The 18,351-nt window shown below is 41.8% G+C and carries 14 protein-coding genes; 2 read left to right on the forward strand and 12 right to left on the reverse strand.

What is annotated here, in order from left to right; genetic code table 11:
- Positions 1–36: 36 nt before the first annotated feature.
- A complete protein-coding gene (locus tag LQ216_RS07945; RefSeq protein WP_230128629.1) occupies positions 37–1,050 on the forward strand; it encodes a DUF4885 family protein in 1,014 nt (337 codons plus the stop codon).
- Positions 1,051–1,267: 217 nt separating this feature from the next.
- On the opposite strand, the gene LQ216_RS07950 is transcribed toward LQ216_RS07945, so the two are convergent.
- Both LQ216_RS07950 and LQ216_RS07955 read right to left on the reverse strand, forming a co-directional pair.
- Positions 1,268–4,405 carry an efflux RND transporter permease subunit gene (locus tag LQ216_RS07950; RefSeq protein WP_230128631.1) on the reverse strand — a complete coding sequence of 1,046 codons (3,138 nt, stop codon included), beginning with the start codon at positions 4,403–4,405 and terminating at the stop codon, positions 1,268–1,270.
- Positions 4,406–4,579: 174 nt separating this feature from the next.
- Complete coding sequence (locus tag LQ216_RS07955) at positions 4,580–5,554, reverse strand: SDR family oxidoreductase (RefSeq protein WP_230128823.1); 975 nt, start codon at positions 5,552–5,554, stop codon at positions 4,580–4,582.
- A 442-nt stretch (positions 5,555–5,996) separates the two neighbouring features.
- On the opposite strand from LQ216_RS07955, the gene LQ216_RS07960 reads away from it, so the two are divergent.
- The gene (locus LQ216_RS07960; RefSeq protein ID WP_117307571.1) at positions 5,997–6,176 is read left to right on the forward strand and encodes a hypothetical protein; all 180 of its coding nucleotides are present in this window, start codon (positions 5,997–5,999) and stop codon (positions 6,174–6,176) included.
- 125 nt (positions 6,177–6,301) lie between these two features.
- On the opposite strand, the gene LQ216_RS07965 is transcribed toward LQ216_RS07960, so the two are convergent.
- The 10 genes from LQ216_RS07965 to LQ216_RS08010 form a co-directional block, all read right to left on the reverse strand.
- Positions 6,302–7,762: an aldehyde dehydrogenase family protein gene (locus LQ216_RS07965; protein WP_117307570.1), complete on the reverse strand. Its 1,461-nt coding sequence runs from the start codon at positions 7,760–7,762 to the stop codon at positions 6,302–6,304.
- Between the two features lie 44 nt (positions 7,763–7,806).
- Positions 7,807–8,685 (reverse strand): methyl-accepting chemotaxis protein, encoded by an 879-nt coding sequence (locus tag LQ216_RS07970; protein WP_230128633.1) that lies wholly within the window; start codon positions 8,683–8,685, stop codon positions 7,807–7,809.
- A gap of 351 nt (positions 8,686–9,036) precedes the next feature.
- Positions 9,037–10,011, reverse strand: coding sequence for a carbohydrate kinase (locus LQ216_RS07975; RefSeq protein WP_230128635.1), 975 nt, complete (start codon positions 10,009–10,011; stop codon positions 9,037–9,039).
- A gap of 257 nt (positions 10,012–10,268) precedes the next feature.
- Positions 10,269–11,738 (reverse strand): sucrose-6-phosphate hydrolase, encoded by a 1,470-nt coding sequence (locus LQ216_RS07980; protein ID WP_230128637.1) that lies wholly within the window; start codon positions 11,736–11,738, stop codon positions 10,269–10,271.
- Between the two features lie 69 nt (positions 11,739–11,807).
- Positions 11,808–13,238 carry a sucrose-specific PTS transporter subunit IIBC gene (locus LQ216_RS07985; protein ID WP_230128638.1) on the reverse strand — a complete coding sequence of 477 codons (1,431 nt, stop codon included), beginning with the start codon at positions 13,236–13,238 and terminating at the stop codon, positions 11,808–11,810.
- A gap of 135 nt (positions 13,239–13,373) precedes the next feature.
- Positions 13,374–14,360 carry a LacI family DNA-binding transcriptional regulator gene (locus LQ216_RS07990; protein WP_230128639.1) on the reverse strand — a complete coding sequence of 329 codons (987 nt, stop codon included), beginning with the start codon at positions 14,358–14,360 and terminating at the stop codon, positions 13,374–13,376.
- Between the two features lie 61 nt (positions 14,361–14,421).
- Complete coding sequence (locus tag LQ216_RS07995; RefSeq protein ID WP_230128640.1) at positions 14,422–15,501, reverse strand: YheC/YheD family protein; 1,080 nt, start codon at positions 15,499–15,501, stop codon at positions 14,422–14,424.
- A gap of 209 nt (positions 15,502–15,710) precedes the next feature.
- Positions 15,711–17,045, reverse strand: a complete 1,335-nt coding sequence (locus LQ216_RS08000) for a hemolysin family protein (protein ID WP_230128641.1) — start codon at positions 17,043–17,045, stop codon at positions 15,711–15,713.
- Between the two features lie 194 nt (positions 17,046–17,239).
- The gene (locus LQ216_RS08005) at positions 17,240–18,022 is read right to left on the reverse strand and encodes a TerC family protein (RefSeq protein WP_230128642.1); all 783 of its coding nucleotides are present in this window, start codon (positions 18,020–18,022) and stop codon (positions 17,240–17,242) included.
- 36 nt (positions 18,023–18,058) lie between these two features.
- Positions 18,059–18,334, reverse strand: coding sequence for a DUF1232 domain-containing protein (locus LQ216_RS08010; protein ID WP_230128643.1), 276 nt, complete (start codon positions 18,332–18,334; stop codon positions 18,059–18,061).
- Positions 18,335–18,351 lie beyond the last annotated feature (17 nt).

Raw genomic sequence — 18,351 nt, forward strand, 5'->3', positions numbered from 1 at the left:
ATTTATTATATGAATATTGTTTAAGGGAGAATCAGAATGAATATCAATCCTATCAATATACCATTCGTTGCAACTAATCCAATCACACAAAATACTCAGGCCAAAACGGACGCTGAAAACAAAGACGGAACCATAATTCAAAATAAAAATGGCTGGGAAAGTGATACAGATAAAAGGGCAAAAATATTGGACGAGAAATACCGAAAAATCAATGAACAGAATAAGCAGTTTGAAAATCCATATCATCATATCTTCGACAAATATAAAAATACGCATTCCTCGTATTTTAGACACGACTTGACTGAAATAGAGAGGAATGCTGCCTATTTTATGGAAATGTCATGGGCTCAGAGCGGAAAAGGTGGACAACATGATTTTCGTGATTCAGCGTTTCGGGATGAGCCACTTATAAACGGTGCGGTAGAAGTCGCAGAACGAAAAGCATTCAACCGGCAAAAAGTTAATGGGCAGTTAAAAGAACTGTTTGAGAAATACCAAATTAGTATTCCAAATGAATTGAAATTGACCTTTACTATCGATCCAAATAATTTCAGGCTAACTGTAGGTGGGACCGAAGATAAGGGTCTCATTGGTCAGTTAGAAGAGGTACTGAATTCTGCCCGTAATTCGAGGGAGCTATTCGTTCATATTATCCAAAGCCGTTCGGATGACTCCACCCAATTTACCCGTGATAAGTATGATAAGTACAATCTTGTCCGTGAAATAAAAAATGTAACAGGCTATGACCTGAAAAACCTAATAGTGTCAGATGGGAAGTTTGTGACAGAAGACGGAACAGATATTTTTGAAATCTATAAGAATGGGCTGCGCAAAAATCCTTATAATGCGGCGGGTTCAGGTATTATGGCGGCTCACTATGGACCTCAGTTATATGCACTTGCAAAGAATGGATTCGACTCCATTCCGGATTTATTCTTATCGATTGGATACGAAAACAGTTCGTTACAGGACATTGGGCAAAAAGAAAGCTACGGAACTGGGAAAACGAACTGGATTCAAGAATGGAAAGCAAGTGTTGCTTCTCTATAATAAGTATGACTATAACGTATTTACAAACGGCCCTATTAAAATGAATGAATGAGGTTATAAGCCTATGCCTTTATAAAAAGAAACAGCCCATAAAGGCTGCTTTTAACACAGAATTATTATTACGGTCATTCATCCTTTTTAGAAAGAACATAAATCGCTACCGCTCCTTTTAGAATGAGCGGCCTCACTCTCTCAAGTGAAGCCGCCATCTCACGTCTTAATTAATCTTTTCCTCCTTCGCTTTACGGAAGAAGAACAGCTCATACACGACAGGGACGAGTATTAATGTTAGTAAAGTTGATGAAGTGAGGCCTCCAATAACCGTGATTGCCAATCCCTTGGAAATCAGTGTTCCTGAAGATGTCGCTAATGCCAGCGGCAGCAAGGCTGTTATCGTCGCAAAAGCCGTCATTAAGATGGGGCGAAGCCTGGTTTTTCCAGCTTCTATTAATGATTGCCGTATGGGCAGGCCGCGTTCTTCCCGGTTCTGGCCGATCCGGTCCACGAGGACAATCGCGTTTGTCGTGACGATCCCGATCAGCATTAAAAATCCAATCATCACCGAGATGGATAGCGGCTCTTTTGTCAGATACAAGGCTACCAGCGACCCCACCGGGATAAAGATCAAGGAAGATAGGATAACGAATGGAATACGCGCTTTTCCAAATGTGATCAGCATCGTCAAATAAACAAGTCCGATCGCAACCACAATGGCCATTCCAAGCGCTTGGAACACTTCAACCGTATCATCGCTCCCCCCGCCGCTCTCCAGGGACACCCCGTCAGGCAGGTTAAGATCTGCTTTTATACCCGTTGTTATTTCCTCGGAAACAGCCCGCACATCATCAATGATGACCTCAGCACTCACCCGCGCATATACTTTTCCATCCAGACGCTGTATCGAGGTAAAGCTTTCGACCGGCTTTACTGTTGCTGCTTCTGACAAAGCCACTGGCCCTCGTTTCGAGAACAAAGTAACTTCCTTTAGATCAGCTTGGGAGTTCAAGTCTTTATCATAAGCGAGCTGAACCTCCTGGTCTTTGCCGTCCAGCTTCAGCGTACCTACATTCACGGGGCTGGTCTGGTCATTAATCGTCCCAAGAATTTGGTATCCGCTTAAACCAAGCTGCGTTGCTTTTTCTGTATTAATTTCAACAAGATATTGTTTCTGCTTATCAGTGAAGTTGTTGCTGACATATTTCAAATCATCATTTTCGTTCATGTAATCTTCGACTTGTTTAGCTGCTTTTTGCAAAGCCTCCAAATCATTAGAGAACAGATCGATGTCTACGTTGTTGTTCGTTGGCGGGCCGCTCATATTCAATTCTTCTATTGAAACTTTTGTATCGGGTTCTTCTTCTTTCACGGTTCTTTCCATTTCTGATTGCAGCTTTTCAATCGAATCCTGAACGTTTGCCTGCTCGGTAAGATTGATAAAGTAGTTTGCTTTATTCTGCAGTTTTAATCCAGTGATGAAGTCCCGGCTGCCGATGCTTGCCGTAACTTCCTTGACATCATCCTTCTGATCCAGCATCTTTTCAATTTGCATCGATACTTCATCAGTTCTCTCAAGCGTCGTCGATTCCGGCAATTCGATCGAAGCAGTTAATGTATTTTGCTCTTCGTTAGGGATGAAGCTAAAACCAAGCTGCGGCACAAGCGCAAAAGAGCCTCCCAGGATCAATAACGACATCACCAAAATCATCGCTTTATGGTTCAACGACTTCTCAATCATTCTTCCATATACACGCTGCAATGCCCCTTCTTTTTCTTCCTTCGGGACTTTCTTGAATGCAAACTTCGCCATGATCGGCACGATTGTGATCGCAACAAGTAAAGATGCCAACAAAGAGAAGACGATCGTCAATGCAAACGGCAGGAAAAATTCGCCGGTAATGCCCCCGACAAATCCTAAAGGCAAAAAGACGACTACGGTTGTGATCGTCGACGAAGTGATCGCCTTTAATATCTCTTTCGTGGAATCCAGGATGACCCTGTCCGTCATTCTTTCTTTTGTTTTCCGTACCCGCCGGAATATATTCTCAATCACTACAATGCTATCATCGACGACCCGGCCAACCGCAACCGCCATTCCTCCAAGTGTCATGATATTAAGTGATATATCCAGCTGCTTTAAAAAAATGGCCCCTATAAGCAGTGATAATGGAATAGAGACAATTGCAATCAAAGTGGCGCGCACATTTCTCAAAAATAAAAGCACGGCAAGCGAGGCAAACAGGGCGCCAAGCAAGCCTTCTTTGACAAGTGAGGACACCGATTTCTTGATATCCGTTGCCGAATCCAGGCCGATTGAATAATCCAGCTCATCGTCATACTGATCCAGCACCTTTATGACTTCATCCGCGACCTCGACAGTATTGGCATCCTGTTTTTTCGTGACAGCCATCAATAAGGAGTCATTTAAGTCAAAACGGGCTTTTTCGCTTTTTTCAGATACGGTTTCCACCTTTGCGATGTCTTTTAAAAGGATAGGCTTTGGTGCAGGAACTGCTGTCAATACCGCTGGTTCGGGGCCCACAGCGGAAGGAGGTCCTTGTGCGCTACCACTTCCTTGTTGTGGTGCGTCTTCTTGTGGATTCTCTGAAACAGGAACTGCCGGGGCTAAGACAGTCAATTGCAAATCCTTCAGCTTCTTTACACTATCCAGATTCTCTTCTACCCTGATCGGAATTTGCACATCAGATTCGCTTATCTGCCCCGCCGGAAAAGATACGTACTTGGCATTGATCTGGTCTTTAATACTACTTAAACTCAAACCGGATTCAGCCGCCTTTTGCTTATCGATCGTAATTTGCACCAGGTTATCAGTGAAGCCGCCGACCGAGACACTGTTCAACCCCTGGATTTTATTTAATTCCGGGATAACCTCGTCCTGCAATAGCCTATCAATATCCTCATCGCCTTTTCCAAACAAAGATATATTGTATATAGGGAACGAACCGAAGGAAAATCTGCTTACTGCTACCTCCGCTTCATCAGGCAAAGCAGCATCTTTCGCTAACGTGTTAACCTGCTGTTCAATTTCATCCATATCGGTATCAATGGGAAACTCCAGATTGATTATCCCTACACTCTCAAAAGAAGAACTCGTTACTTTTGTCGCACCTTTAATCGACTTAAATTGGGTTTCCAACTTTGAGGTCACCTTACTGCTAACATCATCGGGGGAAGCCCCCGGGTAAACCGCCTCGACAGTAATTTGTGGAAATTCAATATCAGGAAGCTGCGTGACTTTAAGCTGCGAAAACGAATAAACGCCCCCGAGAATAAACAAAAACGAAATAATAAAAACCGCCACGGCATTTTTCAAACTGAATTTCGTCAAAAAATTCATCGGTTCTTCTCCTTTTGTCTTTCGTATGATCCCGACCTGCTTTACCTTCATAACTTTAAATTAATATTAATGGCAATAAGTATGCAGAACCTGTTTTTTCATTCGAATTCAAAAACCGATTCCCCAAGGATTAAGGGAATCGGTTTAGTACTTGCTGTACATTCCTTGCCAATATTATGAATGTGAAGATTCTCCTCCGTCTACGTGAAGCACCTGGGCAGTGACAAAGCGTGAATCATCAGAAGCCAGGTAGACGTATGTTGGCGCAAGTTCAAATGGATGTGCTACCCGTTGCATAGGATTAAAGGCTCCGTAAACGGCAACTTGGTCTTCTGAGAAACTTGCCGAAATAAGCGGTGTCCAAATCCGGCCAGGTGCGACGGCATTAACGCGGATACCCTTTTTGATGACGTTCTTTGCCAAGGCTCGTGTGAAACCAACGTTAGCCCCTTTTGTAGCTGTATAGTCAATCATCTGCTTCTCCCCTACATACGTTACAACGGATGAAGTATTAATAATAGAGCTGCCTGGTTTCATATGAGGAAGTGCTGCTCTTGTTGTGTAAAAGTGAGAATATATGTTTACTTTAAAGGTATCATCGAACTGTTCGTCAGTAATGTCAGTCAATTCCAATTGCTGGAATTGGATGCCAACATGGTTACATAGAATATCGAGTTTTCCAAATGCTTGCATAGTGTGTTCTACAATGGCAACACATTGCCGCTTATCCCGCAAGTCACCTGGCATTAATATACAGCGCCCTCCAAGTTGCTCGATCCTCCTCTTGGTCCGGTTCGCGTCTTCGTGTTCATCTAAATAAGCAATCGCAACGTCAGCGCCTTCTTTGGCAAACGCAATCGCTGTTGCTGCACCAATACCACTGTCGCCCCCTGTAATAAGTGCAACTTTACCTTTTAGTTTTCCGCTTCCTTTATAATTCGGGTTTTCAATAATCGGGCGGGGCACCATGAATCGTTCCAAACCGGGATGGCGGAGCTGGCGCTGTTCAGGCAAGTTAAGCGGGATATCCTCGTAACGTATAATTCTTCCATAGTTCGGAGTCATCGGATACCCTTTCACCATTTGAGGCTGCAATTGAGACTGCAATTGCTCCACTTGTTGCATATGAGGAGGCTCCATTTGATCCATTTGTGGCTGCACTTGACCCATTTGGTGCATTTGATACATTTGCTTCACTGGATCCATAGAGTGCATCTGTTTCATTGGATCCATATGATGCATTTGCTCCGTCTGATACATTGGCTCTTGGCCCTGCATATCGTCCATGTCATACATATCATTCATATGGTGCATGTGCTTTGGTTCCATGTCATGCATGTGACGTTTTTGTTCCATGTCATGCATGTGATGCTTTTGATAATGATGTTTCATGAGAATCCTCCTACACATTCAGTTTTCTTTTTATCTTTTTACGGTATGTTTCAAGAGCGGGCGCAGTGCCTGGTCCAGAAAAAGATGCCTACATAATTCCTTTTGTTGGAATATCATCCCGATTGTCTACGGTACTTGCTCCATGCTGATAGGCCTTGAATAAGGTGAAGGGTAGGAAAAAAAGAAGGAGGCTACCGTTTTGCAGTACGAAAAATTCTTTAGATTCAGTCCTGAAGTCCGGTTATTGTTAGTCAATCATTCAGATGAAAAAGTAATGATGCTTTATGACAATGACCATACCTGGCCAATGCCATTGATTGGCCCGCGACCGCCATACTATACGAATCCGCGTTACGAAAAGAACTTTCCATTAATCTAATGTAATATGGGAATGTGTTTTCCACATAAAAAAGCCTGTATTTTGATTATTGACTAATCATAAATACAGGCTTTTTTCAGGTGGAAGTTTAAAAAATGAACGATTTATTCATTTGTGATACTTAATTAAAACGGGAATTTACGATATTTATGCTGGATCGAAACCCATTTAGTCACCGTAAACTCTTCAATAATCCACGGGCTGCCGAATCTTCCCAGGCCGCTTGCTTTATTTCCGCCAAACGGCAGGTTAGGATGGGCATTTACCGTCTGGTCGTTCACATGAGTCATCCCCGCATCAATTTGAAGGGCCAGTTCCTCCCCTTTTACGAGGTCGCTTGTAAAGATTGCAGAAGCTAACCCATAGTCGGTATCATTCGCAATATCAATCGCTTCTTCATCTGTTTCTGCTTTAATAATCGTTGCGATTGGGGCAAAAACTTCCGTTTGTGCAAGTTTACTAGAATTCTTCACATCGATAAATACATACGGAGTTAGAACATTGCCGATACGTTCTCCTTCTAACGCAACCTTTTCCCCATCACGAATGGCTTCCTCGGCTACGTTTACTGCTTTTTCAAGCTGGCGCTCATTTACAAGAGGGCCAATCACCGTTTTCGGATCTCTCGGGTCTCCGTATGGGAGTGCCTTTACTCTCTCGACAAATTTCTGAACAAATTCATCGTATTTATCTTGATGGACGATTATCCGATTTGTAATCATGCAGATTTGACCTTGGTGAAGGAACTTGCCGAAGACTGCAGCATCGACAGCTCGGTCTACATCAGCATCTGACAAGATGACGAACGGTCCATTTCCGCCAAGCTCGAGTGCGACACGCTTCAAGTTTTCGCCTGCAATCTTACCGATGTGTCTTCCGACCGGTGTCGACCCAGTGAAACTAATTAATCCCGGAACCGGATTCGTTAACATCTCGTCTCCAATTTCTTGTAGGTCAGTTAGAATCATATTGAATACGCCTTTTGGAAGTCCTGCTTCTTCAAAAGCTTTCGCAATCATCGATCCTCCTGAAAGTCCTACTTGGATATCCGGCTTATGAACAACACTGTTCCCTAGAGCAATAGCGGGTGCAATCGTCCTCATCGATAAATTCATCGGAAAGTTGAAAGGTGAAATCGAAGAAATAACCCCTAGTGGAAGGCGATGTACATGGTTTACCTTCCCTTCTACAATAGAAGGAACTTCTCTCACTTGATATAATTCGTCGGCGATAATAATAGCTTCTTCTAATTCATCAATCGACACCTGAACTTCAGTATGGCCTTTTATGATTGTTCCGCCCGTCTCGCGAACAACCACATCAACAATCGCTTCACGATTGTCTTTTAAGTAATCGGCTGCTTTTCTAAGTACTGCTTTTCTTTCTTCAGCAGAGGATTTCGCCCACTGTTTTTGTGCCTGTTTGGCCGTTTCAAATGTTTCTTCCAGCTGCTTTGTTGTAGCTAATCGTACCGTATTTATAACTGAATTATCATAAGGGTTTAAGATATCATAGGTACGTTCACTTAACCCTTCAGTCCATTCACCATTGATAAAGCTTTTGTTTAAGTCTTCATAACGCTGCATATGTAATTCTCCTCTAAGATATACTCGTTTAGCACGGTATTAATTTATTGAATTTCACCTTTAACTATTTTCTCTGCATATTCGGCCAAGGAATTGGCGTTACTGCTAATTTCCTGCATGGTTGCCGCCAGTTGTTCCGTAGCTGCGGACTGGTTTTCCGACTCTGAATTAATAACAGAAATCGAGTTGTGCAGGTTAGATATAAGGCCATCGATTTTTGAAACGGTATCTCTAATCGTGTCAGTATGATCCTTAGAGTTTCCGGCCATTTTTCGAATTTCCTGAGCCACGACCGAAAATCCTTTGCCATGCTCCCCTGCCCGTGCAGCTTCTATAGAAGCGTTTAAGCCCAATATTTGCGAATGATCAGAAACTTCTCTAACCATCTTGGCTACTTGTTCAATTTCCTGGACACTTTTTAAAACATTATTAGATTGATCCGAAATTTGGTGCATATTTCCCGCTAAATTTGTATTGGATCCGGCCAATTCCTGAATCGTGGCGCTAACCTGTTCAACTGCTACGGATAATTTTGTCGCAATATCGAAAAGGTTATTATATTGTTCCATACTGGTTGCAACACCAACAGCACCAACTACAGCTCCACTCTCATCATGCAGGGGAATCGCACTTGCTATTACCGGAAAACCAAAAACTTCCTTTGGCAAAATGGTTCTCTGTATTTTTTTGTAATGAGCGGCTTCATACATTCCATCACCGCTTTGAAGAATATACCCGACTGGCAATGCAGGCATTGTGGTTCCTCCAATACCCTTTAACAGCTTCTCTTTATCCGACACCCCGATATTAAAATCCTGTGGAAAAAGATCCTTAAGAAGGGGTGCAATTTGCACAAAAGCATTAATCAGAGGGTCATTCTGCTGTAATCCATCATTCGTTTTTACTGCTACTCCATTTTGCATGTATTCACACCTAACCCTTTCAATAAATTTATTTTGATATATCAATACACCCTTACATGCGATAGGCATCATGCAAGTATATTAGTAACAAATTCTACAACTATTAGTAGAAAAGGACTATTTTATTTATATCGGATTTTATTGAAATGATTTTAGTATAATTTAATCTAATTTAATATTTTTTCTTACAGAAGAAATTTTAACCATTTTAGCTTGGTCACACTGTTTTCAGTAGAACTTAAATTAAATAAAAAGACAGCTTTACTATTAAAGCATAACTGTCTCTTTAAACTAATTAGATTTTTAATTTATTAACGACTGACTCGTATGGACGGCGCGTGAACCTTCTAATTAGATTGCTTTGTTGATGAGTTTCAGGACTTCTTCTTTAGAAGGAATAGAACTGATTGCACCTTTTCCGGTAGTTGTGAGTGCCCCGCTGGCATTGGCAAATTCGAGAATCTCTTTGTGGCCTGTTGCACAAATTTCTACCAGATTGGCTTGGTTTACATGCCGTTCCAACAGCTGATAGAGAAAGCCTCCGATAAAAGCATCCCCGGCACCGGTTGTATCCTGAACATTCACAGTGTATCCCTTGGATTGAAATTTCTCTCTCTGTATATATAAATCAGCACCGTCCGCACCTTTTGTAAGAATGATGACCGCAACATCTCCAACAAACAAAGATTGGATAGCTTCTTCCTGATGGTGGATGTTCGTGATGAATGGCAATTCTTCATCCGATATTTTTAAAATATGAGTCTTAGGGATAAAAGCGAGAATCGTTTGCCTGCAATTTTCTGGATCTTCCCACAGAGGGAGTCTGACATTTGGGTCAAAGCTGATCAAGCTTCCTTTTGAGTTAGCCTGTTCGATCGCTTTAACATGCGCATATTTCATAGGACTTTCTACTAAATCAACCGATCCAAAATGCAAAATGTCCCCTACTGTAAACCAGTCTCTGTTTATCTCATCTTCAGATAACAAAAGATCGGCAGACGGCTTGCGATAAAAGGAAAAGTCCCGCTCGCCATCATCGCGCAACGAAACAAAAGCGAGCGCAGTATTCGCTTCTGCTGTCCGGAGGATTTTGTCAGTGCTTACTCCCGTTTCGCTCAATTTTTCTATGAGAAAGTCTCCAAAGGCGTCCTCCCCGAGTTTCGTAATCATCGTAGCTGTACCGCCAAATTTGGCCACGGCCGCCGCTACATTGGCAGGGGCTCCGCCAGGTGCACGCTCAAATGATGTGACATCTTTAAGCGCCTTCCCTTTTTGGAGAGGGATAAAATCGATTAGAACTTCCCCAAGTGAATATAAATGGCTCATTTCAGATGCTCCTCCTTTTGAATTTTTAAAGTTCATTATTTATTTAGTGGTTAGACGTAATTTTAGTTGTTAAGAGTGGTTTTTGGAGTTTTTTCCAGATCTCAAATCTAAGGATCACTATTGAAGTTTATTTTCTACTTGATTATCTGTTTCCGTTCGATCATTCGTATTTCTGCTCGATTATTTATTTTTCTGCTCGATTATCCTAGTTTTTGCTCGATCATTTATGTTTCTGCTCGATCCACGAAATCCGCAACTTATAGTTCCCATTTTCGAGCGCTGACTGCCACACTTCCCTTTTTTGCATAAAAACGGATCTGTTGACAATCCGCATCCGGGAAAATGCGGGAAGTAAAGACTTCTACCCCGTCATTAATAAAAATTTCAACCGATGAAGTGTCCACGAACAGATGAAAAACGAATTTCTCCGCATCAAGAAGGCATGATCTTGAAGTTCCATACTCCAACCCGAATGCTTCGCCAGACTCGCTTCGGTCAAGAATTACCTTTTTTTCCAAGGCATTATATTCAATAACCGTTCGTTTTGATTCACTGGCACGAAACTCTATGCCGAATTCCTCAACATTTAAATCAGAGACTTCACACATTAGTTCGAATCTTGAGCCTGAGAAGCCATCAAAAGTTTTCACTTCATTTTCGAGACGAGCCTCAAACGCCACCTCTTCTTTTCGAAGTGACTTAAACTCGCTTACCGGCTTCTGAATAAGGTTTCCGTCCTTGACCGATAATTGTCGGGGCACTGTTAAACAATGTGCCCAGCCATTTTTGTCCGTTGGGTAGTCGATCTCCGGCAATCCCATCCATCCGATCATGATTCTTCTCCCATCCGGCGCCATCATCGTTTGCGGCGCATAGAAATCGAATCCTCTGTCGAGCTCGCGGAAAGTGCCGTGTTCAAACTTTCTATCGGGCAAATTTAATGTCTTTCCTATTATATAGCCTGATTGATAAATATTTTGAAATTCATCACCTGCCGCATGAAGACCTTGTGGAGATAAAACAAAAATCCCTTGTCCATCAAGCTCGAAATAGTCGGGACACTCCCACATATAGCCGAAACCACGAAGATTCGTCTCCAGTTCCCCTTCAAACTTCCAGTCTGTTAAATTAAGGGAGCTGTATAATACAGCACACCCTGTTTCATCTTCGCGCTGGGCACCGATTACAGCATAAAATCTGTCCCCGTGTTTCCAGACTTTCGGGTCACGGAAATGGGCTGTATATCCATTAGGCACTTCCGCAATAACCGGTTGCTCCCATTTCGTTATCTCTTCTTTTTCGTTCATGATAGCCAAAAGCTGATACGGATGTCTTTCCCAATTTTCATCGCGTGTATTTCCAGTGTAAATCAGATGAAGCTTTTTATCATGTTCAATCGCACTTCCGGAATAAGCTCCGTGGCTGTCATAACGCTCTCCCGGCTTAATCCCAATGCCTGCATCTTCCCAATTCACCAGATCTTTCGATTTCATATGGTACCAATATTTCAAGCCGTGCACCGGCCCTAGCGGGAACCATTGATAGAATAAATGATAATATCCGTTGAAATAAGAAAATCCGTTTGGGTCATTCAGTAAACCTGTACGAGGCTGAATATGAAAAGTTTGACGCCATGGACACATTTCTACTTGGTGCGTCAATTGTTGGATCACTGCCGGGCTCTCGTCCTCAAGCCGGCGATAACGTTGTTGTCTTGTCCATTCCATATCTCTTTTGCTCCTTAAATGAAAGGAGGAGAATCCGCTCCTCCGATTCCCCCGCCATTTTTTTTAATATTAACTTACTTTTTGTCTTCTGGCATCACGCTTACCGAGGATGATTGTTACTAGGAATGCAACCGCAAAGGCAATGGCCATTCCTATAATATAGAAAGTAATCGTGCCAGGTTTAATCGAAATAATCCCCGGAAGACCGGCAGCCCCTAAAGCGATTGCCTTCACCTTGAACAATGTAACAAATCCGGAACCTACCGCCGCTCCGACAATGGCTCCAATAAAAGGATACTTCAATTTCAAGTTAACTCCAAACATCGCAGGTTCTGTAATGCCAAGAAGCGCTGAAATCCCCGCTGCGGAAGCCGTTCCCTTTACCTTGGCATCCCTGGTGAGAAGAAGCACCGCCAGTGTCGCCGCTCCCTGACCTATATTGGACATGGCCGCAATCGGGAATAGAAAAGAGCCTCCCGTTTTAGCGATATCAGCCAGAAGCTGTGTTTCCACTGCGATAAAGCTGTGGTGCATACCGGTGATAACGATCGGCGCGTAAACCAGTCCAAACAAAGCCCCGCCGACAAAACCAGTCGTATCATATAGCCATACAAGACCATCAGTCAAAAGGTTCCCTGCACTCCGGGTAACTGGTCCAACAAACATAAATGTCAGTACCCCTGTAATGAAAATCGCCAACAACGGTGTTACTAAGTTATCAAGAAAAGAAGGAACTCTTCTTCTTAAAAAGGTTTCAATCCTGGCAAGGATAAATGAAGAAACTAAAACAGGAAGTACACTGCCCTGATAGCCAACCCTCTCAATATCGAAGCCAAAAATACTCCATACCGGCACTTCGCCTTTTGCGACAGCATCCGCATAGCCATAGCCGTTCAGTAAATCCGGGTGGACCATCAACATTCCAAGTGCTGCCCCGAGGTAAGGGTTCCCTCCAAATCTTTGCGTCGCCGAAAAGCCAATTAAAATCGGCAAGAAAACGAATGCGGCATTCGCAAACGTATTAATCAACGCTGCTAAATCCGCGATATTCGGATAGGCTTCAATCAATGATTGCCCTTCTATGAAAAAGTCCTTGGCCGTCAATAGATTATTCAATCCCATTAGAAGACCGCCGGCAACAATCGCCGGAATAATCGGCACGAAAATATCGGAAAGCATCTTAACGAATCTCTGAAGCGGGTTCATTTTTTTTGCTCCCGCTTTGCTTACTTCCTTCGTTGACATCTCGGATTGACCTGTCAGCTTGGCGAATTCCTTATAGACCTCGTTTACTGTCCCTGATCCAAGAATAATTTGATATTGCCCTCCTGTTGAGAAAGTCCCTTTTACTTCGTCCATCTCATCCAGTCTAGCCTGGTCTATCTGATCTTCGTCATGTAAAACTAAACGTAATCTTGTCGCACAGTGTGCTGCAGCATCAACATTTTCTTTTCCGCCGATAGCCACTAAAATTTCCTGAGCAATGCTGGTATAATTCATCTGATTCTCTCCCTCATTCTTTATATTAGATAATTGGAACCGGTTCCATTTTCATTTAAAAAAAACTCTGTTTTACGGAACCGGTTCCATTTAATGAGAAAAAACATTGGAACCGGTTTCAAATAGATTATAAGATTAATATATTTTTTTGTCAACGCTTTCTCGTTCGATAATTTTAAATGTGGAAAGTGTGATTTTATTTAATTCTTCTCCTTGCACAAGCTGAATAATATTTCTAGCAGCGAGTTGACCCGCCTCTTTATAAAAAAATTTAGCCGTCGTGATGCCCGGATATGTAATCCCTGTAATATCATAACCGCCAAATCCCGTAATGGATAAGTCTTCCGGTACACGCAACCCCATTGAATATGCCGCCTTAAGCACACCTAATGCAATATTATCTGTCGCACAGACGATGATAGAAGGATTACACTCTTCAATGATCCCAGGCACTTTTTTAACGGCATCATCGATCTTAAAGCTTGTTTCGAAATAATGTACGTTGCAATCGTTTCTTGCTTCGACCGCTTTCTTAAAGCCTTTTTTCCGCTTGGCCCCTACTGCGATATCTTTCTCAGTAACTCCCAAATAGGCGATTTTTCGATGGCCTCTTTCAAGAATATATCCCCCGAGCTCATAGGCTGCCTCAAAATCATCATGAATGACACTGTGAAATTGATCATGCTGTTGACCAACCAATATGACCGGAATTTCAACCTTTTTAAAGGCCTCTATGTGATCAGCGGTGATTTCCGCGGCAAGTAAAATAATGCCCGCCACCTTTTGTTTGGCCAGATTATGAATATTTTCGATTTCACGAGATAAATCCTGGCTGGAATTGGAGATGACCATCTGGCAGTTAAGATCTCTAAGCTGATCATCAATTCCAATTAGCGTTTGCGATGTAGCAAACGAATCCAGACGGGGTACGATTGTGCCAATAATATTTGTCTTTTTGGCTTTTAAACTTTGTGCAAATTTATTAGGGGAATACCCGGTATCAGCAATAACACTTTCAATTTTTCTCCTGGTAACTTCACTAATGGAACCACCATTCAAAAATCGTGAAACCGTACTCTTTGAAACACCGGCAATTTTTGCAATATCATCAATGGTTACCATTTTTTCAACTCCACAAAAACCTTTCTTTACGATAAGTATACATGATAGAGCCTCGCATGTTTCATTTTTTCGTTAAAAGGTACTGCGCATATTCAAGTGGAGATAATAAAGCCGTTTCATATTTATCTCCGTTATCAATTTTCCTGAACGACTCCCTTCCAGGCTTTGTATTCACTTCAATAATCCATACATTCCCTTCCCTGTCTATGCCGATATCAAGCCCAAGTTCAACCATTCGACCATGCTTGCTTTCAAAGAAAGGAGGTAGATTTCGAACGATATAGCTTAACTTTTCCTCGATTATCATTCTTTGTTCTAAGTCGAATAGCCTTTCCAAGAAAGGCATGACGGCATATGCAGCTCCACCTCCGCTTATATTGGAGGTTAACCCATTCAATACACCGGAACGTACAGCCCTCCCTGTCTCTACCCATTCTCCTTTTTTATCCTTTTTTACAAGTATCCGTATATCATAAGGGGAACCTTCAGGAGTTGAGAATTCAAGGTAAGGCTGAACGAGCATTTTCACTTTTGTCAATTTACGAATCCATTGATATAGACCGATTCTATTGGGAAATTTTTTTCGAAAGATGTGATTTTTGAGGTCTCTTCCTTCTGCCAGATGAAAATCTTGTTTTGAAATGATTTTGATAACGCCTTTCCCACCTGCGCTATGAACTGGTTTAATGATAATGGAACCATATTCATGAAGCATATCAGCTATGACTTGTATAGAGGTAATCGACTTAGTGGGCGGTAAATAAGCAGCCCATTCCTCGTATTGCAAAAGAGTATCGAATATTTTTATTTTGTCAACCAGTATTTGATTAAGGAAAGTAATGCCCGGTTGGGATTTAAGCCATTTTACCTGAGATTGATACCTCATCCGATCCCAAAGACAATCATAAACAACAGAAGGGAGAGGCAATCTTGATTTTTCCCATGAATTTTCTAGTGAGTAACGATAACCTATTATCGTTTTTTTCTGGTAGCTCACCTGATCCGGCAAAAATATATAAACAGGCAATCCCCTTTTACTGCCTTCCACTGATAAAAATTGATAATACTCTACTCTTGAAAAAGGGGGAGTGGTTGGTTTGGGAGTAGCCAGTATCCCAAGGTAATTTGTTGATTCCTCCACGCTTAGTAAGTCCTCCTTATAATCATCTGGCTAAGACTGAAAGCTTTGGAATGGACAACCTGGACATAGGTCCCTCTTTCCATTCCACACCTTGTCCTTTATCTTATGGAGGACTGCCATTATTGGTATAGACATAAGATGTGAGAAATAAGTATTTTATTGCGCAAAAAAACAGACCCAACGTAATGGTCTGCTTTCATTAAAACTAATTATTCCTCGCCACCGATACTTTCATCATCTTCCTTAACATGTACTTTTACTTTGATGATTCTTCTATCATCCATTTCTTCCACTGTAAAGACGATGTCTTCATATTCGACGGCCGGTCGTTCATCCGGATTAGGTATATACCCAAGCTGACCGATAACAAAGCCGCTTAACGTATCATAATCCTGATTTGGTAATTCTATTTTCAAAAGATCCTCAACTTCATATAAATTGGTTCTTCCGCCAATCAGATACGTATTTTCGTCAAGTACCCTGATTTCCTCATCATCGATGACAAGCTCGTCATATTCATCAAAAATATTTCCAACAATTTCTTCGATCAGATCCTCTATCGTAACGATTCCATCAGTTCCGCCATATTCATCAATGGCAATCGCCATATGCACATTGTTTTTTTGCATCTCTTTAAACAAATGGTCGATCTTTTGTGATTCAAGAACATAGAAAGGTTCCCGGATCATGTCTCTAAGGTTAAATTGTCCATCATCAGAGTTTTCGACAAACTGGATCAAATCCTTTGAATGCAGGATCCCGATGATATGATCGATATTTTCCTCATACACAGGAAACCTCGTGTATTTTTCCACATTTGCCACCTGGACAGTCTCTTTTAAGCTGAAAGATATGGGAATTGCAACAATGCTTGTCCGGTGTGTCATAATATCGGACACTGTTTTATTGTCAAACTCAAAAATATTGTTGATCATCACTTTTTCTGCTTCCTGGATGGTTCCTTTTTCCTTACCGACGTCAACCATCATCCGAATTTCTTCTTCGGTTACGTTCTCATCCTCGGCATTAGGATCCACACCGAATAGACGAACGATAAGATTTGTAGATAGGGTTAATAACTTAACAAAAGGAGCAGAAACTTTAGATAAAATCGTCAATGGGGTTACGGCGAAAAAAGCAATGGCTTCCGACTTTTGTAACGCAAGCCTTTTTGGTACGAGTTCGCCGACTACCAGCGTAAAATAGGATAACACCAAGGTTATCACCACGACGGATATCGTTTCCAGTAAACTTTCAGAAAGCGGCACACCGAGTTCAAGTAGGACTTCTGCCAATCTCCCTGAAAAGCTTCCAGCAGCGAAGGCACTTGCCAGGAAACCGGCAAGTGTAATACCGATTTGAATAGTAGCCAAAAATCTGCTTGGTTCGGAAAGAAGATTCTGAAGCATTTTGGCTTTTTTATGTCCACCCTCAGCCATTAGCCTAATTTTATTATCATTTAGTGATATTAACGCAATTTCAGATGCCGCAAAAAACGCATTTAAAATTATCAGTACGACAAGTACCAATATTTCAGTTCCCAAAAAATCCAACCTCCAGGTGATTTACATAATAATATATTAGGGCTCTTCTGTATTCTTCATATTATAAGCCATTTTATTCATTTCTTGCACAAATGTATATCCTGCATTGTGTGTAGCCAAAGCTAATACAATGCAGGATATATAAGCTTGTATATTTAAACCTTATCGAATTTACCAGCTTACTTCAAATAAATTTACTTCAGTACATTTTCAGAAGGCAACTCTTTTTTTTCCTTAGATAGGAACCAACCGCCTGCCGCGATCGATAGAAGCACTATATAGAATGTCGCCTTCCACGCAGTTGAACTTGCAAACCCTTCAGGCAATACGGCAAGCTCCGGGTGGGATAATGTATAGACCGATAGCTTCACCCCTACCCAGCCTACGATCATAAAGGCCGCTACTTCTAAGCCTGGCTTTTTATGAAGTAAATCAACAAAGAAATTCGCAGCATAACGCATAATGATCAGACCGATCATACCTCCGGCAAAGATGACTAGGAATTTACCCCCGTCCAGTCCGCCGATTTGCGGAAGGTTTGTATTTGGGAGTGTCACTGCCAGGGCGACGGCCGCAAGAATGGAGTCGACCGCAAACGCGATATCAGCTAATTCCACTTTAAAAACAGTGCCCCAGAACCCTGACTTCTTCTTCTCCTTTTGTTCCTCAGCCTTTTCTTTTCCTTTATTCACAATGAGCTTCCTGAATATATGGTTAAAGGCGATAAATAACAAATAAAGAGCACCTATCGCTTGCACCTGCCATACATCGACAAGGAAGGAAATCGCAAATAAGGAACCAAAACGGAACACAAATGCACCCGCAAGACCGTAAAACAGTGCCTTCCTTCGCTCTTCTTCCGGCAAATGCTTAACCATGATGGCTAATACAAGCGCGTTATCCGCTGCCAGCAGTCCCTCAATACCAATTAAAAGCAATAATACCCATCCATATTCTAATAAAAGCGAAACATCCATTACATTACTCCTCTTTACATTTTATTATTTGTATTCTCAGATAAAGCCATGCTTTTCTTTAAGTGAATCCGGAGCCATTCTGACCATTCTCTCAAAGACAAATCCCGCGATAACCACATCATCGATGATCCCGACCAAAGACAGAAAATCCGGAATTAAATCAAAAGGAAAAAACGCATATGTCAAAACGAGTAAGATTCCCAGCGTTTTCTTAGAGGATTCCACCTCTTTTGATTTGAAAAAGTCGATGAGGAAAGGGATGAACTTCCAGAACTTTAGAATGAACCCGATTCTTTTTATAAACTTGAACAAACGATCACCTTTTTCAT

The organism is Bacillus sp. CECT 9360, from assembly GCF_918741275.1.
In the GTDB taxonomy this organism is placed as follows: Bacteria; Bacillota; Bacilli; order Bacillales; family DSM-1321; genus Peribacillus.

Coding starts and splice junctions, on each gene's coding strand:
- LQ216_RS08005 (WP_230128642.1), bottom strand. CDS start 18,022: ATGGATGTTTCGCTTTTATTAGAATATGGATGGGTATTATTGCTTTTA.
- LQ216_RS07950 (WP_230128631.1), bottom strand. CDS start 4,405: ATGAATTTTTTGACGAAATTCAGTTTGAAAAATGCCGTGGCGGTTTTT.
- LQ216_RS07955 (WP_230128823.1), bottom strand. CDS start 5,554: ATGGATCAAATGGAGCCTCCTCATATGCAACAAGTGGAGCAATTGCAG.
- LQ216_RS07980 (WP_230128637.1), bottom strand. CDS start 11,738: ATGGAATGGACAAGACAACAACGTTATCGCCGGCTTGAGGACGAGAGC.
- LQ216_RS07975 (WP_230128635.1), bottom strand. CDS start 10,011: ATGAGCCATTTATATTCACTTGGGGAAGTTCTAATCGATTTTATCCCT.
- LQ216_RS07945 (WP_230128629.1), top strand. CDS start 37: ATGAATATCAATCCTATCAATATACCATTCGTTGCAACTAATCCAATC.
- LQ216_RS07990 (WP_230128639.1), bottom strand. CDS start 14,360: ATGGTAACCATTGATGATATTGCAAAAATTGCCGGTGTTTCAAAGAGT.
- LQ216_RS07965 (WP_117307570.1), bottom strand. CDS start 7,762: ATGCAGCGTTATGAAGACTTAAACAAAAGCTTTATCAATGGTGAATGG.
- LQ216_RS07985 (WP_230128638.1), bottom strand. CDS start 13,238: ATGAATTATACCAGCATTGCTCAGGAAATTTTAGTGGCTATCGGCGGA.
- LQ216_RS07970 (WP_230128633.1), bottom strand. CDS start 8,685: ATGCAAAATGGAGTAGCAGTAAAAACGAATGATGGATTACAGCAGAAT.